This is a genomic window from Streptomyces lacaronensis, from assembly GCF_047337785.1.
GTDB lineage: Bacteria > Actinomycetota > Actinomycetes > Streptomycetales > Streptomycetaceae > Streptomyces > Streptomyces lycopersici.
On the sequence record NZ_JBLHDK010000003.1, the window covers coordinates 3,011,900 to 3,033,066 of the forward strand.

At 70.8% G+C, this 21,167-nt stretch carries 20 protein-coding genes; 8 read left to right on the forward strand and 12 right to left on the reverse strand.

Annotated features, from left to right (window positions below):
* Nucleotides 1–112 precede the first annotated feature (112 nt).
* The 3 genes from ACMTAK_RS12675 (at nt 113) to ACMTAK_RS12685 (ending at nt 3,551) form a co-directional block, all read left to right on the forward strand.
* Nucleotides 113–2,056: a GDSL-type esterase/lipase family protein gene (locus tag ACMTAK_RS12675; RefSeq protein ID WP_413806310.1), complete on the forward strand. Its 1,944-nt coding sequence runs from the start codon at nt 113–115 to the stop codon at nt 2,054–2,056.
* A complete protein-coding gene (locus tag ACMTAK_RS12680) occupies nt 2,053–2,490 on the forward strand; it encodes a cytidine deaminase family protein (protein WP_413806311.1) in 438 nt (145 codons plus the stop codon). The genes ACMTAK_RS12675 and ACMTAK_RS12680 overlap by 4 nt, the downstream gene beginning before the upstream one ends.
* 95 nt (nt 2,491–2,585) lie before the next feature.
* Nucleotides 2,586–3,551, forward strand: coding sequence for an LLM class F420-dependent oxidoreductase (locus ACMTAK_RS12685; protein ID WP_413806312.1), 966 nt, complete (start codon nt 2,586–2,588; stop codon nt 3,549–3,551).
* On the opposite strand, the gene ACMTAK_RS12690 is transcribed toward ACMTAK_RS12685, so the two are convergent.
* Nucleotides 3,546–4,478 carry a LysR family transcriptional regulator gene (locus tag ACMTAK_RS12690; RefSeq protein WP_413806313.1) on the reverse strand — a complete coding sequence of 311 codons (933 nt, stop codon included), beginning with the start codon at nt 4,476–4,478 and terminating at the stop codon, nt 3,546–3,548. The genes ACMTAK_RS12685 and ACMTAK_RS12690 overlap by 6 nt on opposite strands.
* An 812-nt stretch (nt 4,479–5,290) precedes the next feature.
* On the opposite strand from ACMTAK_RS12690, the gene ssuE reads away from it, so the two are divergent.
* Both ssuE and ACMTAK_RS12700 read left to right on the forward strand, forming a co-directional pair.
* A complete protein-coding gene (gene ssuE, locus ACMTAK_RS12695) occupies nt 5,291–5,845 on the forward strand; it encodes an NADPH-dependent FMN reductase (protein WP_413806314.1) in 555 nt (184 codons plus the stop codon).
* Between the two features lie 262 nt (nt 5,846–6,107).
* Nucleotides 6,108–7,268, forward strand: coding sequence for an LLM class flavin-dependent oxidoreductase (locus ACMTAK_RS12700; protein WP_413806315.1), 1,161 nt, complete (start codon nt 6,108–6,110; stop codon nt 7,266–7,268).
* Between the two features lie 57 nt (nt 7,269–7,325).
* Here the strand turns inward: ACMTAK_RS12700 and ACMTAK_RS12705 are convergent, their stop codons facing one another.
* Together ACMTAK_RS12705 and ACMTAK_RS12710 are read right to left on the reverse strand one after the other, a co-directional pair.
* Entirely contained in the window at nt 7,326–7,511 is a 186-nt protein-coding gene (locus ACMTAK_RS12705) for a DUF397 domain-containing protein (RefSeq protein WP_413806316.1), read from the reverse strand.
* Nucleotides 7,508–8,365, reverse strand: coding sequence for a helix-turn-helix domain-containing protein (locus ACMTAK_RS12710; RefSeq protein ID WP_413806317.1), 858 nt, complete (start codon nt 8,363–8,365; stop codon nt 7,508–7,510). The genes ACMTAK_RS12705 and ACMTAK_RS12710 overlap by 4 nt, the downstream gene beginning before the upstream one ends.
* A 162-nt stretch (nt 8,366–8,527) precedes the next feature.
* Between ACMTAK_RS12710 and ACMTAK_RS12715 the strand changes: the two genes are divergently transcribed.
* Nucleotides 8,528–8,983 carry an ATP-binding protein gene (locus ACMTAK_RS12715; protein WP_413806318.1) on the forward strand — a complete coding sequence of 152 codons (456 nt, stop codon included), beginning with the start codon at nt 8,528–8,530 and terminating at the stop codon, nt 8,981–8,983.
* Here the strand turns inward: ACMTAK_RS12715 and ACMTAK_RS12720 are convergent.
* Together ACMTAK_RS12720 and ACMTAK_RS12725 are read right to left on the reverse strand one after the other, a co-directional pair.
* Nucleotides 8,972–9,526: a hypothetical protein gene (locus tag ACMTAK_RS12720; RefSeq protein WP_413806319.1), complete on the reverse strand. Its 555-nt coding sequence runs from the start codon at nt 9,524–9,526 to the stop codon at nt 8,972–8,974. The two genes, ACMTAK_RS12715 and ACMTAK_RS12720, sit on opposite strands and share 12 nt — an antisense overlap.
* Complete coding sequence (locus ACMTAK_RS12725) at nt 9,523–10,710, reverse strand: helix-turn-helix domain-containing protein (RefSeq protein ID WP_413806320.1); 1,188 nt, start codon at nt 10,708–10,710, stop codon at nt 9,523–9,525. The genes ACMTAK_RS12720 and ACMTAK_RS12725 overlap by 4 nt, the downstream gene beginning before the upstream one ends.
* Before the next feature lie 295 nt (nt 10,711–11,005).
* Here ACMTAK_RS12725 and ACMTAK_RS12730 point away from each other — a divergent pair, with 295 nt between their 5' ends.
* Both ACMTAK_RS12730 and ACMTAK_RS12735 read left to right on the forward strand, forming a co-directional pair.
* Entirely contained in the window at nt 11,006–11,392 is a 387-nt protein-coding gene (locus ACMTAK_RS12730; protein ID WP_413806321.1) for a DUF6234 family protein, read from the forward strand.
* Between the two features lie 155 nt (nt 11,393–11,547).
* On the forward strand, nt 11,548–11,811 hold the full coding sequence (locus ACMTAK_RS12735) for a hypothetical protein (RefSeq protein WP_413806322.1): 264 nt from the start codon (nt 11,548–11,550) through the stop codon (nt 11,809–11,811).
* 222 nt (nt 11,812–12,033) lie between these two features.
* On the opposite strand, the gene ACMTAK_RS12740 is transcribed toward ACMTAK_RS12735, so the two are convergent.
* From ACMTAK_RS12740 to ACMTAK_RS12770, 7 genes are all read right to left on the reverse strand, one after another.
* Entirely contained in the window at nt 12,034–14,358 is a 2,325-nt protein-coding gene (locus ACMTAK_RS12740) for a glycosyl hydrolase family 95 catalytic domain-containing protein (protein ID WP_413806323.1), read from the reverse strand.
* A 189-nt stretch (nt 14,359–14,547) separates the two neighbouring features.
* Nucleotides 14,548–15,405, reverse strand: coding sequence for an ABC transporter ATP-binding protein (locus ACMTAK_RS12745; protein ID WP_413806324.1), 858 nt, complete (start codon nt 15,403–15,405; stop codon nt 14,548–14,550).
* On the reverse strand, nt 15,402–16,406 hold the full coding sequence (locus ACMTAK_RS12750) for an ABC transporter ATP-binding protein (protein ID WP_413806325.1): 1,005 nt from the start codon (nt 16,404–16,406) through the stop codon (nt 15,402–15,404). Before ACMTAK_RS12750 ends, ACMTAK_RS12745 begins: the two co-directional genes overlap by 4 nt.
* Before the next feature lie 6 nt (nt 16,407–16,412).
* Nucleotides 16,413–17,264, reverse strand: a complete 852-nt coding sequence (locus tag ACMTAK_RS12755; protein WP_413806326.1) for an ABC transporter permease — start codon at nt 17,262–17,264, stop codon at nt 16,413–16,415.
* Nucleotides 17,261–18,235 (reverse strand): ABC transporter permease, encoded by a 975-nt coding sequence (locus tag ACMTAK_RS12760; RefSeq protein ID WP_413806327.1) that lies wholly within the window; start codon nt 18,233–18,235, stop codon nt 17,261–17,263. Before ACMTAK_RS12760 ends, ACMTAK_RS12755 begins: the two co-directional genes overlap by 4 nt.
* Before the next feature lie 3 nt (nt 18,236–18,238).
* Complete coding sequence (locus ACMTAK_RS12765) at nt 18,239–19,888, reverse strand: ABC transporter substrate-binding protein (protein WP_413806328.1); 1,650 nt, start codon at nt 19,886–19,888, stop codon at nt 18,239–18,241.
* A 40-nt stretch (nt 19,889–19,928) separates the two neighbouring features.
* Nucleotides 19,929–21,101: a C45 family autoproteolytic acyltransferase/hydolase gene (locus tag ACMTAK_RS12770; protein WP_413806329.1), complete on the reverse strand. Its 1,173-nt coding sequence runs from the start codon at nt 21,099–21,101 to the stop codon at nt 19,929–19,931.
* Nucleotides 21,102–21,167: the final 66 nt, after the last annotated feature.

The window sequence follows — 21,167 nt, forward strand, 5'->3', positions numbered from 1 at the left end:
TGGGGCCACGACGCTTGGGAGCGCTCCCAGACGCCCCAGGCATCCACCCCTCCCCCGAGAGGACCCCATGAGACCGATCCCGCGCTCCTTACGCAGACTCTTTATTCTTGTCATGACCGCGTCGCTCTGCGCGCTGGGGCTGAGCCTCGGCATCACCTCCACCGCACGGGCGGCGGCCCTGGGGAACGGCTCGGTGACCGACCCCAACATCGTCTACACCGGCCGCTGGGACCTCGGTTCCACCACCGCCGCCGTCCCCAACTGGACCGGCGGCTACCTCCAGACGGCGTTCACCGGCACCACCGTGAAGGTCAGGGCCCGGGAGGCGGTGAACTTCTACGCGAGCGTCGACGGCGGCCCCGATGTCTTCTACGCGGGCGTCAAGGGCGCCGTCACCCTCACCCCCCAGCCGCTCCCCCAGGGCACCCACACCCTCCGTGTCTCCTACCGCTCCGGCGACACCGTCTTCCAGGGCCTGGTCCTGGACGCGGGCGCGGGCACGGTCGCCCCGCGCGTCCCGTCCGGGCTCATCGAGTTCGTGGGCGACTCCATCACCGCGGGCGCCCTCACCGACCGGCTCGCGCTGGACTCGTACGGCTGGAAGACCGGCGAGCGGCTGGGCATGCTCCACACCCAGATCGCCCGCTCGGGCTACTGCCTGGTCGGCAAGGACGGCTGCGTAGGGCTGGCCTCCCAGTTCTTCAAGACGGCCTCGACCGGCGACCAGAACTGGGACTTCTCCCGCTACCGGGCCAGTGCGGTGGTCATCAACCTGGGCACCAATGACATCGGACACGGCGTCACGGGGCCTGAGTTCCAGTCCGCGTACACCGGCCTCCTCCGCGACATCCGCGCGAAATACCCGAACGCGGCGCTCTTCGCCGTCCAGACCCTCAAGAAGCGCTATGTGCCGGAGACCAAGGCGGCCGTGAGCGCGCGCAACGCGGCCGGTGACGCCAAGGTGAGCTATGTCGACACCACCGGCTGGCTCACGGACGGCACGGACTACGAGGACGGGAACGGCCATCCCAACGAGGCGGGGCACACCAAGTTCGCCGACCGCCTGGCCCCGATCATCGCCGCGAAACTCGGAACCGCCCCCGGCTCCGCGCCCCTCGATGCCGCCGCGCCCGGTCAGCCGGGTGACCCGAACATCCGGTTCACCGGCCGCTGGGACACCAAGACCTCGGCCACCGCGTACACCCCCTACTGGGCGGGCGCGTACTTCCGCACCGGCTTCACCGGCCGCACCGTCAAGCTGAAGCAACGCGACGCGATCGACCTGTGGGCCAGCATCGACGGCGGCCCCGCCACCTTCTACGACGAGGCCAAGGGCACGGTGAACCTCACCCCGGCCCCGCTCACCGCCGGAAACCACACCCTCCAGGTCAACTACCAGGTGGTCGCGGGCTCCTACCACGGTGACGCGGTCTTCCAGGGTCTGACCCTGGACAGCGGCGCCACCACCTTCACCCCGCCCACCCCCAAGAACCTGATCGAATTCGTCGGCGACTCGATCACTGTCGGCACCACCACCTCGCAGAACGCCCGCACCGCCTACGGCTGGCTCATCGGCGAACGGCTCGGCGCCGACCACACCCAGATCGCCCAGGGCGGCGCGGCCCTGGTCGACACGGCGGACGACCGGATGAGCCTGGAGCAGCAGTTCACCAAGCTCAACCCGAACGCCGCCACGCCCGACTGGGACTTCACCCGCTACCAGGCGAGCGCGGTGGTCATCAACCTCGGCACCAACGACGTGGGCCGGGGTGTGACCCCGGCGCAGTTCCAGGCGTCCTACGCGAGCCTGCTGCGCAAGGTACGCACCGCCTATCCGAACGCGTGGATCTTCGCGCTGCGCACCTTCAGCGGCCGGTTCGGCACCGAGACCAAGACCGCCGTGACCGCTTCCGGCGATGCCAGGGCCTCCTACGTCGACACCACCGGCTGGCTCGCCGCCGACGACCTCTCGGACTCGGTCCACCCCAATGACAAGGGCCACCGCACCATCGCCGACCGCCTGACCCCGGTCATCTCTGCCAAGCTCCGGACATGACCACGTCTCATTCCGCCGACCATGAACTCGACCATGACCTCGTCCAGGCCGCGACCCAGGTGGCGGCCGCCCGCAGCCGGGGTGACAACCACACCGTGGCGGCGGCGGCCCGCGACCGTGACGGGCGGATCGTCACCGCGATGAACGCCTACCACTTCACCGGCGGCCCCTGCGCCGAACTCGTCGCCATCGGCGCGGCGGCCGCCCAGGGCGCGTACGACCTGGTGACCATGGTCGCCGTGGGCGACCGCGGCCGCGGGGTGATCCCTCCCTGCGGCCGGTGCCGCCAGATGATGCTCGACTATTTCCCGGACATCCGCGTCATCGTCGGGGCGGGTGAGCGGCTGCGCGCCGTGCCCGTCGCCGATCTGCTCCCGGAGAGCTACCGCTGGGCCGACCACCAGGAGGAGAACGACGGCGGCCCTATGCCCTGACCGCTCCCGGGGTCTACCGCCCGTGAGCCGCCACGACCCACGGTGACCAGCCGTTTGTCCCGTTTGGGCGGCGCGGGGCACGGTACTCGGGAGCCATGGTTCGATGGGGATACACGATGATGACCGAGCAGGCCGGGCCACGTCAGCTCGTCGACGACGTGGTCCGGGCCGAGCAGGTCGGGTTCGACTTCTCGGTGACCTCCGACCACTACTTCCCGTGGCTGGACTCCCAGGGGCACGCCCCGTACGCCTGGAGCGTGCTGGGGGCCGCCGCGCAGGCCACCTCCTCGATCCCGCTGACCACGTATGTCACCTGCCCCACCGTGCGCTATCACCCGGCGGTGGTGGCACAGAAGGCGGCGACGCTCCAGCTGCTGTCCGAGGGACGGTTCCGGCTGGGCCTCGGGTCCGGCGAGAACCTGAACGAGCATGTGGTCGGGCAGGGCTGGCCGTCGGCGGATGTGCGGCACGAGATGCTGGAAGAGGCGATCGAGATCATCCGGGCGCTGTTCGGCGGTGACCATGTCACCCACCACGGCACCCACTACGACGTCGACTCGGCGAAGCTGTGGGACCTGCCGGACCAGCCGCCGCCCATCGGCGTGGCCGTCTCCGGGCCGCAGTCCTGCCGGCTGGCCGGGCGGCTGGCCGACATCCTGATCGCCGTGGAGCCCAAGTCCGAGCTGCTGGCGGACTTCGAGGCGAACGGCGGCGGCGGGAAGCCACGGATCGGGCAGATCCCGGTCTGTTACGACCCCGACCGGGACGCGGCGATCGCCCGCGCCCATGACCAGTTCCGCTGGTTCGGGGGCGGCTGGAAGGTCAACTCGGAGCTGCCGGGGCCCGCCGCCTTCGCGGGTGCCACCCAGTTCGTCCGGCCCGAGGACGTGGCCGCGTCCATTCCGTGCGGCGATGACGTCGAGGAGTTCACGGAGCTGATCCGGCCCTTCGTGGACGCGGGCTTCACGGATGTGGCGCTCGTCCAGATCGGCGGCGACCATCAGCGGCCGTTCCTGGACTGGGCCGAGAAGCAGCTGCTGCCCGCGCTCAGGGAGCTATAGCCCCCGGGAAGCCCGGGGCGTTCCGGGGCTGTCCGCGCGCCGTACGAAGAGCTCGTGCAGATCGCGTACGGCGCGCGGCACCGAGCCCGAGCGGCGGCGCTGGATCATCAGCAGCACTTCGGTGGCCTCGCCGTCCGCGAGCGGCCGGTGGGTGATCGCGCCCCCGCGCTCCAGGGGGTCGCCGATGACACTGAAGTCGGGGAGCACGGTGACGCCGAGCCCCTCGGCCACCATCAGCTTGCCCATCTCGGCCCCGTCGGTGGAGTACGAGAAGGACGGGGTGCGCCCGGCGAGCAGCCGGTGGATGAAGCGGTGCATCAGATAGCCGGAGCGCATCACGATCAACGGCTCCCGCCCGTCCAGCAGATCCGCCGCGCTCACCGTCGGCCGGGCGGCCAGCGGACTGTCCGGGCGCAGACAGACCACCGGGCGACCGCGCAGCAGCTCGGCGCTCTCCAGGGTGGGCGGGACGTCGTCCCCCTGGAGGCAGTTGACCAGGCCCAGGTCGAAACTCCCCTCCAGCAGCGCCCGGTGGATCTCGGCCTGCTGCGCGCCCACCACCTCGACCTGGGTCACCGGGTGGGTGGCGCGGAACTCCCGGACGGCCGGGATCAGCAGCGGGACGGTCGCGGTGTTGACCGTGCCCAGCCGGATCATCCGGCTGACGCGGTGCTGGTCACCGGCGGCGCCGCGCAGCCGGTCGACGGCCTCGATGACGCCGGCGATATGCGGCAGCAGCTCCCTTCCCTCGGCGCTGATCGTCGCGCCGGAGCGCTTGCGCTCCAGCAGATCCACGCCGAGTTCGCGTTCGAGATTGCGCACGGTCTCGCTGAGCGCCGGCTGGGACAGATGCAGTTCCTCGGCGGCGCGGCGGAGCGATCCGAGGCGGGTGACGGCGGCGATGTATTCCAGCTGTTCAATTCGCACACTCCGCACCCTGCCCGCGCGGGCCCGCCCGCTTCAAGGGGATCCCTATCACGGTCTCATGAATACCGACTCACTCCCCGGCCCGCCTCCCGGGTAATCTCGAAGCGGGCATCGCGGAATTCCGCGGCCCGGCCCGCGCGTCCGGGATATGGAATGGCACCCGGGCCTTCTTGACCGGCAGGACTTCCCCCTGGTTGGATCGGTGACATGAAGCGACAGGACCTCACGCGGCGACGCCATGTCGACCTCGCGCGTGTCTCCAGCGCGTCCTGTTGCTGTCCGGCCTGACCCGCCGTACGGGTCTGAGCGAGCCCTGAGGGATCACGCCCGCTGCGCTCCCCGTCGCCTCCCATGATCGGGAAAGGCTTTTAGCCGCCGCCACCGAGGAATCGCGGCCGCGCCGCCCCGCCTTCGGCGCCCTTTAGCGCTCCCGGTCTTTCCGCGCCCCTGCCACGGTGAATTCCATTCGCCGCCGGGGCGCCGATTCCCCATGCCCGCAATTGCTCCACCGGGAGTTCCCCCATGCCCGCAGAACCTCTCCGTTTCGCCTATTGGGCGGCGACTTGGGCGGCGACCGATGTCAGCGGTGGCCACCGAGCAGATCGGGGACGTCCGCGCCTCCGCCGCCACCGCCGGCCGCCCGGCGCCCGGCTTCGCCCTCAACGCCTCTCTGCCGCTGGTCCGCGAGCTCGAGGCGGAGCCGCCGGAGCCGGTGCCCGCGCTCATCCGACCTCCACCGTTCCCACCGGTGTCGCCACCGCTCCCACCGGCTCCTGACCCCACCGCTCCGACCGCACCACGAAGGGTTGCTCATGGCCACCGTCCTGTCCCTCTCCGGCTCCCCCTCCGCCACCTCCCGCACCGCCCGGCTGCTGCGCCGTCTGGACGCCCGGCTGACCGCCCAGGGCCATCATGTGGTCCCGCTCGACGTCCGCGCCCTGCCCGCCGCCGCGCTGCTCGGCGCGGACTTCTCGCACCCGGCCATCGTCCGGGCCAAGGCGCTGGTCGAGCAGGCGGACGGGCTCGTGGTGGGGACGCCGGTCTACAAGGCCGCCTACTCCGGGCTGCTGAAGTCCCTGCTGGACCTGCTGCCGCAGTACGCGCTCGCGGGCAAGACCGTGCTGCCGCTGGCCACCGGTGGCACCACCGCCCACGTCCTGGCCATCGACTACGCGCTGCGGCCGGTGCTGTCCTCCATGGGGGCGGCCCATATCGTGCAGGGCTGGTTCACCCTGGACAAGGACATCACGGTGGAGCCGGACGGCGGGGTGAGCGTGGCCGCCGGGGCGGCCGAGGCGCTGGAGCAGGTGGTCGACCAGTTCTCGGCGGCGCTCGGCCACCCCACCGTGCTGGCCGCGGCGAGCTGACCGTGTCGTCCCCGCCCGAGTCCGCCCATGTCATCGCCGATGACACCGAGGCGCTGAAGGTGGCCGTGGCCCTCGCCGAGGTGTTCCGGCTGCTCGCGGCCGCCGACGGCTCGCACACCCTGACCGGTGTCAAGCACTACCCCTGCACGACCCGGCCCGCTGGAAGGACCAGCACATCGGCCGCTATGTGCTCAACGGCACGAAGCCACCCCGCCACGGCCTCCTCTAGTCCCCCACCCGCCTCCCTGAACGGAGCCGCACCATGTCCCTCACCTTCCACTGGTTCCTGCCCACCAACGGCGACAGCCGCCATGTCGTCGGCGGTGGCCATGGCACCCCCGTCACCTCGGCCGGAGGGGATCGTCCGCCGTCCGTCGGCTATCTCGCGCAGATCGCCCGCGCCGCCGAACACCTCGGCTTCGCCGGTGCGCTCACCCCGACCGGTGCCTGGTGCGAGGACGCCTGGCTGACCACCGCGATGGTCAGCCAGCACACCGAGCGGCTGAAGTTCCTGGTGGCCTTCCGCCCCGGCTTCCTCTCGCCCACCTTCGCCGCCCAGATGGCCTCCACCTACCAGCGGCAGACCGGCGGACGGCTGATGCTCAACGTGGTCACCGGCGGCGAGAGCCAGGAGCAGCGCGGCTACGGCGACTTCCTCGACAAGGAGGCCCGCTACGCCCGCACCGGCGAGTTCCTGGGCATCGTCCGCGACCTGTGGGACGGCAAGACCGTCGATCTCGCCGGGGAACACCTCCATGTCGAGGGCGCCAAACTGGCCCGGCTCCCCGACCCGATCCCCCAGGTCTACTTCGGCGGCTCCTCGCCCGCCGCCGGTCAGGTCGCCGCCCGCCACTGCGATGTCTACCTCACCTGGGGCGAGCCGCCCGCCCAGGTGGCCCGGAAGATCGCCTGGATCCGCTCCCTCGCCGCCGAGCGGGGCCGTACGATCCGCTTCGGCATCCGGCTGCACGTCATCACCCGCGACACCGCCGAGCAGGCGTGGGCCGAGGCGCGCCGGCTGCTCGACGGCTTCGACCCGGAGACCGTGCGCTCCATCCAGAACGGCCTCGGCCGCAGCGAGTCCGAGGGCCAGCAGCGCATGCTCGCCCTGCACGGCGGCAGCCTGGACAACCTCGAGATCTACCCCAACCTCTGGGCCGGTGTCGGCCTGGTGCGCGGCGGCGCGGGCACGGCGCTGGTGGGCAGCCACGCCGAGGTGGCCGAGCGGATCGCCGAGTACCACCGACTCGGCATCGACGAGTTCATCCTGTCCGGCTATCCGCACCTGGAGGAGGCGTACTGGTTCGGCGAGGGCGTCCTGCCCGAGCTGCGCAAGCAGGGCCTGTGGTCCCACCCCTTCCAGCCCACCGCCCCCGAACAGTCCACCGCCCAGGTCCCCTTCGCGGCGGCCGGGAGTTCCTGACGACCCGGTGACGTCGGGTGGCGTGCCCGCGGTTGAGTCCGCGGGCGCGCCTCCGGCTCAGCCGTGTGCGGCGAACCGGACGAACTGCGCCCAGCCGTCACGGCTGACGGCAAGACCGGGGCGCGCCGTGTCCTTGGAGTCCCGTACGTGGACGGCCTCTTCGGTGACGGCGACCTCCACGCAGTCGTCTCCCTGACTGCCGCTGTAGCTGGACTTGAACCAGGTGAGTTCCGCCCTACTCATAGGTCTCCTCGCAGTCGCTCCAGCAGGCCACGGGAGTCTTGGGGTGTCAGGGCCTGCGAGCGCAGTGTGTCATAGCGCTGGTGGAGGAGGCGTACCTCTTTCGAGTCGGCAATCAGCCGTCCGTTCTGCTGCCCCTCCGAGTAGGCGTAGCGCCGCCCTTCCAGTGTTTCCAGCAACCGAACAGGTCCGTCCAGGCACGCGTGCAACTCGGCTTCGACAGGAACGACTTGCAGCTTCACGTTACGCAGCGCGCTGCGCTCCAGCACGTGGTCGAACAAGCGCCGCCGCTGCTCTCGATCACCGAACCTCCTCCGGAACACGGCCTCCTCCACGATGAAGCTGAACGGGACGTGCGGCCGCTCGTGCAGCATCTTCTGCCGCTCGGTCCGCGCCACAAGCTGGGCCTCCAACTGCTCATTCGTCAGCAGAGGGATGGTGCCCTCGAACACCGCCCGCGCGTAGTCCTCCGACTGCAACAACCCCGGCACCAGCCGACACTCATAGGTGCACAGACTCACCGCCACCCGCTCCAGCCGCGCCCATCGCCGGAACCACGCCGCGAGCCCCGGCTCGCCGCGCGACAGATGCCGGGCCGCCTTCCGCAGCGCGCCCGTGTTGCCCAGGACCCCCTCCGCCCGCTCCACGAACGACTCGTCCGGCATGCGCCGCCCCAGCTCCACCGACGCCACGGTGTGCTTCGAGAATCGGACCAGCTCCCCGAACTGAGCCCGGGTGAGGCCCGCATGTTCGCGGAGGGCCTGGACCACGGCCCCGAAGGTCCGCAGACTGTCGGAGGGGTCGGGCTCCCGTTCCCAGTCACCGTCCCCGGCCACACAGGTGTTGTCGGTCGTCATACGCGGACACCTCCAGGTGCGTACGTGCGAGGGCCCCCGCGCTCGACTCACCCAGGGTGACGGATCAACGGGTGTACCGTCCACCGAGCGCGCATGTACGCTGACGCTGCGTACGCGGCGCGGTGCTGGCCAAGGCCGACGATCATCCGCCACCGTGGCCCCATGAACGCAAGCACGCCCCAACTCCCCGCCACGAGCTGGAGCTTTACCCAACGCCTGTCCTCCACGCGGCGCGGGGCCCGGCTGGCCCGGCTGCTCGCCGTGGAGCAGCTCCGCGTCTGGCCCGTGTCACCCGACGTCGCCGACCGCGCCATGGCGATCATCGCCGAGCTGAGCGCCAACGCGGCGCTGCACGGGCGTGTGCCGGGCCGCGACTTCCGGCTCGGCCTCGCCCTCGACGGCGCCAAGGAAACCCTCCGCATCGAGGTCATCGACACACGGGGCGAGCGGCAGCCGACCCTCCAGCCGACCGCCCCTCTCCCGGACCGTGAAACCGGGCGCGGCCTGCTGCTGGTGGACGCGCTCGCCGACCGATGGGGCACCGAGCCGCACCATCCGGTGGGCAAGACGGTGTGGGCGGAGCTGGACTCCCGCCCCGGCTGCCGGTCAGTGCCGTAGGTCCTCCGGTCGCGGGGGTATGCCCCGCAGATGGCGGCCCTGCTCCGTCATGGCCCGTAAAAGGCGGTGCCCTTCGTGCGCCACGACCAGCTCCTCGGCCACGGCCACCCGGACGATGCCCACGGTATCCAGAGCCGTGATCCCCTTGCGTCGGGCGAAGCGGCCGGCCTCCCCGTCGTCGGTGATCCAGACCGAGCCGGCGAATTCCGGCCGGTTCTGGATCAGCGTCAGAGTCTCCGCCTCGCCGAGGTGCTGGAGGGGGCGCGCCGGGTCACCGGCGAAGACCAACCGCCGTAAGCGGTCGACGAGTTCGGTCTCGTGCGGGTCGTCGATCTCGATCGGCTTGCCGAGCCAGCCGTCGGCGACGACCGTGCGGAGCCGGGGCAGGTGGCGCGCCGAGCGTGTGGCCTCGTAGGCGACGGCCTGGGTCCAGCGGCCCCGGCTGTCGAGGATCTTTTCCAGCAGGCTCAGCCGGTCGACGGCCGCGAAGTTGCACAGGACCGTGTTGTCGGGGAACCACCAGGTGCGTTTCGTGGCCGTCATGGCTGGAAGATCAGGTCGCCCTTCTCCGCGTCCGCGGCGGGAACGGTGGCCGCGGGCTGCTCGGGGTCCAGGGCGTCGTGCAATGCGTTCGGGTCCATGCCGAAGTAGGCCGCGAGCGGGCGCAATGTGGTGTCACCTGCCAGATAGCCCTCGTAGAGACCACGGGCGGGGGCCAGCGGGAGGCGTCTGGCTTGGGCCGCGGCGACGCGTTTCTCATGGAGATCCGCGTGTTGGGCCAATAGGTGGCACATCTCGGTGGTCACGCCGCGCAGGCGGTTCCTGGCGTGGGGGGTGACCAGGCCGAGCTGGTGCAGGCGGGCGGCGAGCGCGCTCGGAGAGACCTTGAATCGGACGACCAGAGCGCGGAAGGCGTCATCGGACACCCCGGAGTCGGCCGACTCGGTGCCCACTTCGGCATGGATCTCTGCCTGCGGCATCAGGAAGTTCGCCGCGAAGACATTGGCACGGATCTCCGTGTGGTCCTTCTGCCTGCCGGGAGCCAGGTGGGTCTCGGTGCGCATCTCCTGTGCGTCGCGGGCCAGGATGTGGCCGAGTTCATGGGCCAGGGTGAAGCGCTGCCGGGTCCACACCCCCGTGCGCGCCAGCAGCACCAGCCGGAAGCGATCCGTCTGCCAGGCCGCCCCGTCGAGGCCCCGTGGGAGATCCGTCTGCGCCACGTCGATCCCGAAGTGCTCTTCGAGGGCATGGGCGAGGTCGGAGGTCTCGCATGCGGCCACTGATGTCACTCCGCGAGCGGAAAGCGCCGTCAGGGCATCCAGTGCCAGCGCTTCCCCCTGGTCGACATACCGCTCCAGGTCCGCCTTGGGACGGGGCAGGGCAGGCAGCGAGCGGGATCGGCCCATCAGGTCGAGCACGTCGTACGCGGTGGTGAACCGGTGGACGAGCTCCTTCAGGGCGAGACCGGAATCGGAGTCGGAGAAGGGACTACTGGCGCGTGCCGCGAAGGCAGGACGCTGCGGCTCGCGACCGGTGAGCAGCCAGTCCACCGTGGTCTGGCCCAGCTCCGCGACGCGGGCCAGGTCGAGCGAGGTGAAACGGCGCCTGCCGCTCAGTGACTTGGACAGCTTGTCGGGGGTGAGCCCGACGCGCTCCGCGAACGCGGCCTGCTGGAGGGAGGCAGCACTCATGACCTTGCGCACACGGTCGGTCACAGTCTCGTCCATGAGGACAGCCTAACCAAGGCTTGCGAAAATCGCAATCGACGAGCGCACGGCGCACCCCTGCTCTTGTAAAGCGAAGGTCGTCGGTTCGAACCCGACGGTCGGCTCGCTACCTGAGCAGGGAAGAAGCCTCGGACGGTCTGCCGTCCGGGGCTTTTGACATCTACAGGTGACATCAACGCCACCGGGGAAGCGTCGGAGCCCAGTTCGAGGGTGTCTTTCGCGTCAACTGTGGCGAGAAAGGTCCTGAGTACAGGTACTCATGTGCCTCCCGTGCGGGTCGTGATGGGCTGGACAGGTGGCTGAGCGAACCCCAAGCGGGTGCAGCGGGTGTGTCCTGGTCGGCGCTGAGTTGACGGCCCTGGTGTTGATCTTTCTCGCCTGGAGCGCTTCCTACTTCTCTTGGGATCCGCTGCACGTCGGAGACTCGATCAGTCCATACATCGCGAAGGCGGCTGTTGTGGCCGTGATCGCTGCCGTTGCGGCGATCGTGGCCGCCGTGCGCGGCGCATCGGGGGTGGCCTGGGGTCAGGGGGCAGTCGTGTGCCTCACCATCGTGGTCATGCTCGGGGCGAACTTGGTGGGCAAGAGAGTGGAGGAAGAGCACCGGCGCAGCGCGTGTTACGCGGGCTTAGGCGCGTCCTGGTGCGAGGAATACACCGTAAACGGCGCAGTCGCCCCCTGAGAGGCGTTGAAGAGCCCGCCATCGTCGATTGGCGGGCTCTTGTGGTCGCTGGAAGCGGTCAGCTGCGGTGGAGCCGCCGTTTCAGCAGCCGGTCCATGTGACTGATCGCTTCTCGCCGGGTGTCCTGCGCGACGTGCGCGTAGACGTCCATGGTCATGCTGATCATCGGCTACGACCTGAACCGGCCGGGCCAGGACTACGGCTCGCTGCAAGAAGCGATCAAGACCCTGGGGACTTGGTGGCATCACCTGGACTCGACGTGGATCGTCGCGACGAGCAAGACGACGATCCAGGTCAGGGACGGGCTCAAGAAGCACATTGACGTGAATGATGAGCTGCTCGTCGTGGAGCTGACGGGCGTCGGTGCCTGGTGTGGTTTCCCCGCCAGTGGCAGCGAGTGGCTCAAGAAGAACCTGTAGTACAACCAGTTGGGCCGTCCTGGGCTGTCCAGGGCGGCCCAACGGTGCCACGGGCGGCATGACTGACATCTACGGCTGACATCAACGACGGTGGACAGCGGTGGACCCGTGCGAGTCCCGGCTGGCGCTCACCTGCCGCGTGGGCGCCAGCCGCCTCGGATCGACTCAGCGGGGGACAGAACGGCAGGCGTGCGCTCATCGCCTTGTTCGGGCGACCACGGTTCAGTCCGGCAGCCCCCACGGCTTGGACTCGCCGACGGCCGGGACATCGCGCGGGGCCGGGTCCGGGCGGTGGCCCCGGGGCGTGATGAGGGCCGTTTCGTCGCGGGCGAGGGGGATCTCGATACGGCCGGGGCCGGTGGCGCGGTAGTGGAGGGGGCGGCCCCGGTGGTCGCGGACGTCGATCGGGCCGGGGATGCCGTGGTGCAGGACGAGGGGGGCACCGGCCTCGCTGTGGACGCGGATCCAGCGGGTGCGCCCGGCCGAGCGGTCGGCGTCCACCAGGAAGGCGCCCTGGGTGCGCAGGGAGTGGACCGAGAGGTCGGGCCAGCGGCGGGAGACGGACGGGAAGACCCGCACCACGCCGTTGTGGCTCTGGACGGCCATCTCCAGGACCGACTGGGCCGCCGTCAGGGGGCTCTCGGTGGCGAGGTTGCCGCCCTCGACGTACATGGTGTTCGGGGTGATCCAGGCATTCTTGATCAGGTTGCCGTCCGTGAGGAAGGTGAGGAAGTCGAGGGCCTCCTCGGGCCGTTCCATGCGCGAGGCCATGGAGGAGGCGACGGCGTAGCTGTAACCGGCCCACAGGCCGCGGTCCTTGACCCAGTGGTCGAAGGTGGTGCGCATGATGTCCCGGTCGGCCGGGCGGTCCCAGTCCAGCTCGTGCAGCGGGTAGAGCCAGAGCATATGGGAGAAGTGGCGGTGGGACTCGGTGAGCGGCTTGCCCGCGCCGATCATGATGCCGGTGGCATCGCGGGGGTAGGCCACCAGGCGGTCCAGGATCTCGCGCCAGCGCCGGGCGCGGGGGTGGTCGGTGCGCAGGACGCGCAGACAGTCCAGGAGGGTGGCGCAGCCCCAGCGGAGCAGGGAGAGGTCGTAGGTGCAGTCCTCGGCGTCCGCCCACTCCGGTGAGCGGGTCAGCGGCAGATGCAGCTTCCCGTCGCCGCCCTCGTACAGGAAGTGGTCGTAGAAGTTCACCGCCTTGGCGAGGATCGGGTAGAGGACGTCGCGCACGATGCGGATGTCCATGGTGTGGCGGTAGCTGAGCCAGACGTTGTGCATGGCCCAGATGAGGTTGCCGTTGTTGTCGGTCTTGGTGGAGGTGCCGGGGATGCCGACGGTCTTGGCGCCGGGGCGCAGCAGCCAGTCGGAGGGGTGGGCGAGGGCGTAGGTGTTCCCGTCCTGGTACTCCGGGGGGACGGACAGCGGCAGGTTCTTCTCGAAGTCGCGGAAGGTGGAGGTCACCGAGTCGAGTTCGAGGTGGTTGGAGCCCTGGACCAGCCAGGTGGCGATCTGGACGTTGAGATTCCACCAGACCGCGGTCCAGCTGCCGCCGGTCTCCGGGTACCACGGCCCCCATTCGGACATCGAGGGCCCGTCGGCGCGGGTGGCGCAGGCGGCCTTGTAGAGCTGGATCCAGTAGAAGCTCTGCAGCCGCTTGTCGGGTACGGAGAGCAGGCTCCGCTGGTAGTAGCGGTGCCACCAGGCGCGGTGTGAGTGCGCCAGGTCGTCGGGGTCGACGGCGAGGGTGCGGGCCACCTCGGCGACGGCCAGTTCGGTGGTGCGCGACAGGTCCTCGGGGTGGCGGTAGACGATATGGGCGGCCAGCAGCCTGCCGGTGCCCACCCGCCGTTCCCGCCAGGCGGTGGTCCAGCCGCCGCCCGCGATCAGCGGTTGTTCGACGTAGTGGGTGTCGCCCGCGGAGCCGGTGCGGGGGTCGGGGTTGCCCGTGTAGTCGGCGGGCTTGTCCTTGGTCCGGGGCGAGGCCGCGGGCATCCAGGTGAACGACCAGGCCGCGGCCTCCTCACCGGCGCTCGGCCGGGTGGAGATCAGCAGCGCGCTACGGGCGTTGTGCACCAGCATCGTGAAACGGACGCTGCCCCGGGTGGTGGTGATGGTGCCGCGCAGCTCGGCGTCCCAGATGTCCAGCGTCCAGTCGACACCCGTCACCTCTCCGGCGAGGGTGAGGTCGAAGTGGCCGATGGGCAGGCGGGAGTAGCCGTACGGGGCGCGCCACTGGGGGCGCTGGTCCTGCACCTGGGTGTGGCTGAGCATGACCTTCACGGAGCCCGGCGTCTCGCCCTTGTACACCACCGCGCCGAGCAGGCCGTTGGCCAGGAAGGGGCCGTCCTTCCAGTCGCCGGGCAGCCGCCGCCACCGCGGGGCGGCGGCCCTGGCCATCCGCTCGGGCAGGGCCGCCGCCGCGCCGGACGCCTGGGGCGCGGCCCAGGCGGTGCCGGATCCAGCCAGCCAGCCCCCGGCGCCGACCGCGGCCGCGGTGCCGATCACACCTCTTCGAGAGATCCCGTTCCCTGTTGGCGCGGTCACGTATGTGCCTCCCATATCCGGTGGTGAACTACCGGCATGGTGCAGTGCACTTGAGCACCTGGGAATACCTCCGACGTATAGAAATTCAACTGGCCACGTATTCGCAGATGAGGCGGGCTCAGCTCCTCACATTGAGCTACCGAGGGCCAGAGTGAGCCGATGTCTCGTCTTCGGCGGCCACGGTCGCGGTCACAGCTCGGCGAGTTCCGCGCGCAGCCGTACCGTCTCCGCCGGGTCCCAGCCGTCATGCGGCACCGACGACAGCAGCAGCCGGGTGTACGGATCCTCCGGGGTGTCCAGCACCCGGGCCGTCGGACCCGTCTCCACCGCGCGGCCACGCCGCATCACCAGCGTGTCGTCCGTGATGTGCCGTACGACGGCCAGGTCATGGCTGACGAAGACCAGGGCCACACCGGTCTCCCGGCGGATGTCGGCGAGCAGCCGGAGGATCTGCGCCTGGATGGACACGTCCAGCGCCGCCACCGCCTCGTCCAGCACCAGCACCTCGGGTTCCACGGCGAGCGCACGGGCGATGGCCAGCCGCTGGCGCTGCCCGCCCGACAGACCGCGCGGGCGGGCGTCGCCCTCCCGTTTGCCGAGGCCCACCTGGTCCAGCAGCTCCTCGATCCGGCCGGCGGCGGCCTGCCCCTCGTGCCGGCCGTGCAGCCGCAGGGCGGTGTGCAGGCACTGACGCGCGGTCAGGCGCGGGTCGAGCGATACGTACGGGTCCTGGAAGACGATCTGGATCTCGCGGGCGCGGCCCAGCCGTACCGCGCGGCGCGCGCCCGGACCGAGCAGCCGTCCGCCGCCCCGCCGTCCCGGTGTGCGCTCCCGCCCGTTCACCGTGATGGTCCCCGCGTCCGGCCGCACCAGGTCCACCAGGATCCGGGCCACCGTGGTCTTGCCGGAGCCGGACTCCCCCACGATGCCCAGCGAGCCGCCGGCCGGGACGGAGAACGATACGCCGTCCACGGCCGTGGTCCGGCCGCCGCCGGGGAGCGCGTAGGTCTTGCGCAGCCCCGCTACGACGAGTGCGGGCTCGGTCATGCGTTGCTCCTCGATACGAGTTCCAGTCGGCGGCAGGCCGCGGAGCCGTCCCTCTCCGATCCGTCGCCGCCGCCTACGGGGACGGCCACCGGCGCCCAGGTCTCGCACTCCGCCTCGGCTTGTGCGCAGCGCGGGAGGAAGGGGCAACCGGTGAGGGCGTCGGACAGGGAGGGCGGGCGGCCGGGGATGGGCCGCGGTTCGCGGTCGTCCTCCAGGCTGGGCGAGCATTCCAGCAGACCGCGGGTGTAGGGGTGTTTCGGGTCGGCGAACAGCCCGTGGGCGGGCTGCTGCTCCACCACACGGCCCGCGTACATCACATACACGCGGTCGCAGTAGGCGGCCGCGAGCGGCAGGTCGTGGGTGATGAAGAGCGTTCCGAGGCCGCTGCCGGCCCGCCGCCGCTCCTCCTGGATGCCCCGCAGCAGGGCCAGCACCTCCGCCTGGGTGGTCGCGTCCAGCGCGCTCGTCGCCTCGTCGGCGAGGAGCAGGTCGGGGTCGGTGGACAGGGCGGCGGCGATCACGACCCGTTGCAGCATCCCGCCGGACAGCTCGTGCGGACGCTGCCGCATCCGGCGCTCGGGGTCGGACAGCCCCACCGAGGCCAGCAGCTCCGTCGCCTTCACCACCGCGTCGCGCCGGGACAGGCCCAGGACCCGGGTGAGCGGATCGGTGAGGAAGTCACCGATCCGGCGGACCGGGTTCATCGCCGAACGCGGGTCCTGGAAGATCATGGAGACGGTACGGGACCGGTGCCGGCGGAGCCGGGCCGGGTCCATGGCGAGCACGTCCTCGCCGTCCACCCGTACCGAGCCGGAGGCCCGCGCCCCCTCGGGGAGCATGCGCAGCACCGCCCGTGCCGTCGTGGACTTGCCCGAGCCGGACTCGCCCACCAGGCCGACCACTTCACCCCGGCCGACCCGCAGCGACACCTCGGCGAGCATCGGCCGGGCGGCGGCACCGGCCGGCAACTCGATGGTGAGATCCTCGATGTCCAGCAGCATCGCCGCCTACCTCCCCTTGCCAAGCCGGTCCGAGACCCAGACCCCGACGATGTTGAAGGCCACCACGACGGCGGCGATGGCCGTGCCCGGTACGAGGGCCGGCAGCAGCGCCCCCTGTACCACGGCGTCCTGCCCCTCCTGCACCATCAGCCCCCAGTCGATCGAGGGCGATCCGGCGCCGAAGCCCAGATAGCTGAGGGTGGCCAGGCTCATCAGCCCCTCGCCGAAGAGCACCACGAGATAGCCGACGATCGCCCCGGCCAGATTGGGCACCAGATGGCGCACGCAGATCCGGGTCCCGCTCATGCCCTGTACCCGGTAGGCGTCGATATACGGCTTGGACCGCTCGGCGAGGGCGAGGCTGCGGGTGTACCGCGCGATGGTGGGCGCGTACGCGAGCCCCAGCGCGATGATCGACGTGGTGAGGCCGTCGCCGAAGACCGCGATCACCAGGACCACGAACAGCAGGCCGGGGAAGGCGTACATCACATCGGTCACCCGCGAGAGCAGGGTGTCCACCCAGCCGCCGCGCCACGCCGCGACCGTGCCCATCGTGACGCCGAGCAGCGCGGCCAGCGCGAGCAGCGCCAGGGGTGCCAGCAGGCTCGACCGGGCCCCGTACAGCACCCGGGAGAGCAGATCCTGTCCCGAGGCGTCGGTGCCCAGCGGATGCTGGGAGGTGGTCCCCGCGAGCGAGGCGGACAGGTCGACCGCGTCGGGCGCGTGCGGGGCGATCAGGGGTGCGCACACCGCCGCCACCACGACCAGGGCGAGGAAACCGCCCGCGATCATCACCGGTACCGGGCGCCGGGCCCGGACCCGTACCGGGACCAGTGCCCCGGCCGTCACCGTCGTCATGCGGTCTTTCCTTCCGGCTTGCTTCGCGGCTTCCCGCCCGGCGCGACCCGGGGGTCGATCAGCGGATGGACCAGGTCGACCAGCGTCGTCACCACGACATAGCCGATGACCATCAGCAGCAGCACCGCCTGGGTGACCGGGAAGTCATGCGAGGTGATCGCGCTCACCAGCAGTGAGCCGACCCCGCTGAGCCCGAAGGCGGTCTCGACCACCACCGTCCCGGCGAGCATGCCCGCCATGACGAGCCCGCACATGGTGACGATCGGGCCGAGCGCGTTGCGCAGCACATGCTGGACGACGATCTGGCGCTCCGACTGCCCGGAGGCGCGGGCCGCCTCCACATGGTCGGAGGCGTACGCCTCGGCCATGGCCTGCCGGGTGACCCTGCTGATCACGGCGAGGGCGCTGAGGGCGAGGGCGAACGCGGGGAGCGTGAGGTGGTGCAGCCGCCCGGCGAGCCCCTCGCCCTGGCCGGTCACCGGGAACCAGCCGAGCCGCACCCCGAACAGGGAGACCAGCGCGATGGCCGCCACGAAGGCGGGCACCGAGGCGGCGAGCGTGGTCCCGCCGACCACCGCCGAGTCCACCCAGCCGCGGCGCAGCGCGGCCAGCACTCCGGAGCCGACGCCCAGCACCACGAAGAACACCGTGGCGTAGGCGACGAGCTCCAGGGTGGTCGGCAGCCGCGCCCCGATCAGGTCGGCCACATGGTCCCGGTACTGGAACGACCGGCCCAGGTCGCCCTGGAGGCCGTCCCACAGCCACCGGCCGTACTGGACGACGAGCGGCTCGTCCAGGTGGTGCTCGGCGCGGACCGCCGCGAGCTTCTCCGGGGTGAGCTCCTGTCGGCTGCCGGAGAGGAGGACGGCGGGATCCCCGGGGGCCGCGTAGACGGCGGCGAAGATGATGAACGAGGCGGCGAGCAGCGTGGCGAACAGGCCGGCGATCCGCCGCGGCAGTCCGCGGATCATGGGTCAGCCCTTCTTCGTGCCGAGGTCGGCGGCCCACGGGTAGTACATCGACACCATGGACGCCGGTGGGCCGGTGTACTTGTCGCCGAGCACCATCACCGACGGCACCTGCACCAGCGGGATCCACACCGCGTCGTCGGCGAACTTGGTCTGCGCGTCGATGACCAGCTTCGCGCGCTCGCGGTCGTCGATGGTCTGCTGGGCCTTGCCGACGAGGGCGTCATAGCCCTTGTCCGAGTAGCCGAGCCAGTTGTTGGCGTTGCCGGACAGGCCGTTGTCGTAGAAGCCCGCCGGGTCGGCCTTGGAGATGTACCAGTCGACCGGGATCAGGTCGAAGCCGTTCCGGGACTTCGGGTCGGAGAAGAACTCGTCGTAACGGCTCGACGCGATCGTCTTGACGGTGACCTTCAGCCCGATCTTCTGGGCCGCGCCGCGCACCGCGTTGGTGATGACCGTCTGGCTCTCGCTGCCGTCGCTGGAGACGACGATCGGCTTCGAGGGCGCTCCGGCCTGCTCGACCAGCTTCTTCGCCCGGTCGATGTCGTCCGCCGAGGGCGAGACGGTGTAGGCGGTGGAGTGCTCGAGCTCCTTCTGCGCCTTCTGGAACGCGGCCTTCTCATAGCCCCAGGCCCCGGGGCCCACCGGGGTCGCCCAGGGTTCGGCGAGGCCGTTGAAGCCGGACTTGGCGATGCCCTTGCGGTCCATGGCCAGCGACAGCGCCCTGCGCAGCCGCGCGTCCCCCAGCGCGCCGCCCTTGGTGGGGCTGAGCGACCAGGCGGTGGTGGACTGCCCGTAGTAGGCGCGCACCCCCTTCTTCTTGGACAGCACGGCGGCGGGGCCGGTGGCGGTCAGATAGGCGCCGTCCGCGGCGCCCGTGGAGATGGAGTTGACCAGGGCGCTGCCGGAGGCCCAGCGGAAGACGACCTCCTTGGTGAGCGGGCGGACGCTCTTGTCCCAGTAGCCCGCGGAGCGTTCGATGGTGAGGGCGGAGCCGGAGTTCCAGCTCTTCAGCCGGTACGGTCCGGTGCAGGCGTCGGGGTGGCCGGGGGTGCCGAAGTCGTCGCCCTGCTTCTCCACCGCCTCGCGCTCCATGACGATCCCGGCGTCACCGGCGAGGGCCTTGGTGAACAGGGCGCTCGGCTTCTTGAAGGTGATGGTGACCTGGTTCGCGCCGGTCTTGGCGATCGTGTCGACGTCCTCGTACTCGTCCGACTCGTTCATCTCCGGCCGGGCGTGCCGCTTGAGGCTCCACACCACGTCGTCGGCGGTCATCCGGGCGCCGTCGTGGAAGGTGACGTCGTCGCGGAGGGTGAGGACGAGCTTCTTGTCGCCGGTGTACTCGGCCTTCTCCGCCAGCCGCGGCGCGGTGGTCATATCGGGGTTGAGCAGGAGCAGCCGCTCGCAGATGTTGGCCAGCACGGTACGGGTGCTGCTGCCGCCCTGGGCGTCCATGTCCAGGGTGGCGGGCTCCTGCTCCACGAGCCAGTTCACCGTGGTGGCCGCGCCGGATGCCTTGGGGGTGGTGTCGGTGAGCTTGAGCTTCGCGGGGTCGACGGACGCGCCGCCGGACCCGGAGGTCGCCCCGGAGCACCCTGCGGTGAACAGCAGGGCACTCACGAGGCCGACTGCGGTGGTACAGAGCTTGGTTCTCATGGCAGGCTCTCTGGTCGTTCGTGCGGACGTGAGGGAGGCGTCAGTTGGGGGCGTGCGGACCGTCGTAGAGGTTCCAGGGCAGCTGCTGGTACTCGTGGTCGCAGGGGGTTCCGGGGGTCACGTGGTAGTCACCGGTGGTCAGGTCCACGCAGGAGGACAGCAGCGTCGTCCACCACTTGACCTCGGGCTGCCGGGGGTCGGGGTGGGTGCACAGGCCCTCGGGGTGGCCGAGGTGGTCCGACATGGCCTGGTGGATCAGCTTGCGGGACTCGTCCGGCGCGCCGGCCTCGCGCAGCAGGCGCAGCCCGGCCTCGGCCCGGGGCACCCGGATCAGGGAGTCGGAGGACTCGGGGCGGTAGCGGGCGGCGAGCTGGACGGGGACGGTGGTCTGGTAGTGGTTGCCGTGGACCAGCAGCCCCCGCGTCGGATACATCCAGCCGTGTGCGCCCGGAGTGGTCTCCAGGTCGAGGGCGAAGCCCTCGCGGCAGGTCAGCAGGGCGTTGCTGGCGATGTGGCCGCGGGTGCGGCACAGTACGTCGACCGCGTCGCTGATCGACACGCTGTCCAGGACCCGGCGGCGGATCACGGTCTGGGGCAGCCCCACGGCGTCGTCGAACCGGCCGCCGAGGCCGTTGGCGTTGAGCGCGATGCCCGCGGAGTTGGCGCCTTGGCGGCCGATCTGCCCGGCCTCCACCTGCATGACCACGGTGGGGTGCGGGGGCTGGACGATCCGGAGCATCAGGACGGTGTCCGCGACGCCCGCCCGCCAGTCCCAGTTCTGGCCGCAGTAGACGTGGCCGTCGCCGCTCGCCTCGCCCAGTACGGCGAAGGACGTACAGCCGTCGGTCACCTCACGGTCGTCCGTGACGTCCGCGACGGCGTCCGTCCGGGCCCGCATCCGGGCGAAGGTCTGGTCGTAGATGATCTCGCCACGGGCGTTGAGCGCGAGCACGTCCAGGAGCCCGACGCCCGCCCCTTCGGCGATCCCGTCCATCTCCTCGACCAGCTCGGGGGCGTAGGCGCGCACCGGCTCCAGCCAGCGCTCGGCGCGCGCGGCGACCTGGTCCCAGGTGAGCCCCGAGGACTCGCCGAACGCCTCCTCGTAGTAGGCGAGCGCCCTGCCGATGCTGTCGCGCGCCGCCTCGCCGTACTGGCGGCCGCGCTCGGCCGGCGGGCCGGAGATCTCGACGGTGGGGATGGTGGCGGCTGTCATGGCACTCCTGTGTTCTGAGGCCCGGACCCACGAGGGGCTGTAATGTGTGTTTCAGAAATCAGCGTT

Coding starts and splice junctions, on each gene's coding strand:
- ACMTAK_RS12675 (WP_413806310.1), top strand. CDS start 113: ATGACCGCGTCGCTCTGCGCGCTGGGGCTGAGCCTCGGCATCACCTCC.
- ACMTAK_RS12680 (WP_413806311.1), top strand. CDS start 2,053: ATGACCACGTCTCATTCCGCCGACCATGAACTCGACCATGACCTCGTC.
- ACMTAK_RS12685 (WP_413806312.1), top strand. CDS start 2,586: ATGGTTCGATGGGGATACACGATGATGACCGAGCAGGCCGGGCCACGT.
- ssuE (WP_413806314.1), top strand. CDS start 5,291: ATGGCCACCGTCCTGTCCCTCTCCGGCTCCCCCTCCGCCACCTCCCGC.
- ACMTAK_RS12700 (WP_413806315.1), top strand. CDS start 6,108: ATGTCCCTCACCTTCCACTGGTTCCTGCCCACCAACGGCGACAGCCGC.
- ACMTAK_RS12705 (WP_413806316.1), bottom strand. CDS start 7,511: ATGAGTAGGGCGGAACTCACCTGGTTCAAGTCCAGCTACAGCGGCAGT.
- ACMTAK_RS12710 (WP_413806317.1), bottom strand. CDS start 8,365: ATGACGACCGACAACACCTGTGTGGCCGGGGACGGTGACTGGGAACGG.
- ACMTAK_RS12715 (WP_413806318.1), top strand. CDS start 8,528: ATGAACGCAAGCACGCCCCAACTCCCCGCCACGAGCTGGAGCTTTACC.
- ACMTAK_RS12720 (WP_413806319.1), bottom strand. CDS start 9,526: ATGACGGCCACGAAACGCACCTGGTGGTTCCCCGACAACACGGTCCTG.
- ACMTAK_RS12725 (WP_413806320.1), bottom strand. CDS start 10,710: ATGGACGAGACTGTGACCGACCGTGTGCGCAAGGTCATGAGTGCTGCC.
- ACMTAK_RS12735 (WP_413806322.1), top strand. CDS start 11,548: ATGCTGATCATCGGCTACGACCTGAACCGGCCGGGCCAGGACTACGGC.
- ACMTAK_RS12745 (WP_413806324.1), bottom strand. CDS start 15,405: ATGACCGAGCCCGCACTCGTCGTAGCGGGGCTGCGCAAGACCTACGCG.
- ACMTAK_RS12750 (WP_413806325.1), bottom strand. CDS start 16,406: ATGCTGCTGGACATCGAGGATCTCACCATCGAGTTGCCGGCCGGTGCC.
- ACMTAK_RS12755 (WP_413806326.1), bottom strand. CDS start 17,264: ATGACGACGGTGACGGCCGGGGCACTGGTCCCGGTACGGGTCCGGGCC.
- ACMTAK_RS12760 (WP_413806327.1), bottom strand. CDS start 18,235: ATGATCCGCGGACTGCCGCGGCGGATCGCCGGCCTGTTCGCCACGCTG.
- ACMTAK_RS12765 (WP_413806328.1), bottom strand. CDS start 19,888: ATGAGAACCAAGCTCTGTACCACCGCAGTCGGCCTCGTGAGTGCCCTG.
- ACMTAK_RS12770 (WP_413806329.1), bottom strand. CDS start 21,101: ATGACAGCCGCCACCATCCCCACCGTCGAGATCTCCGGCCCGCCGGCC.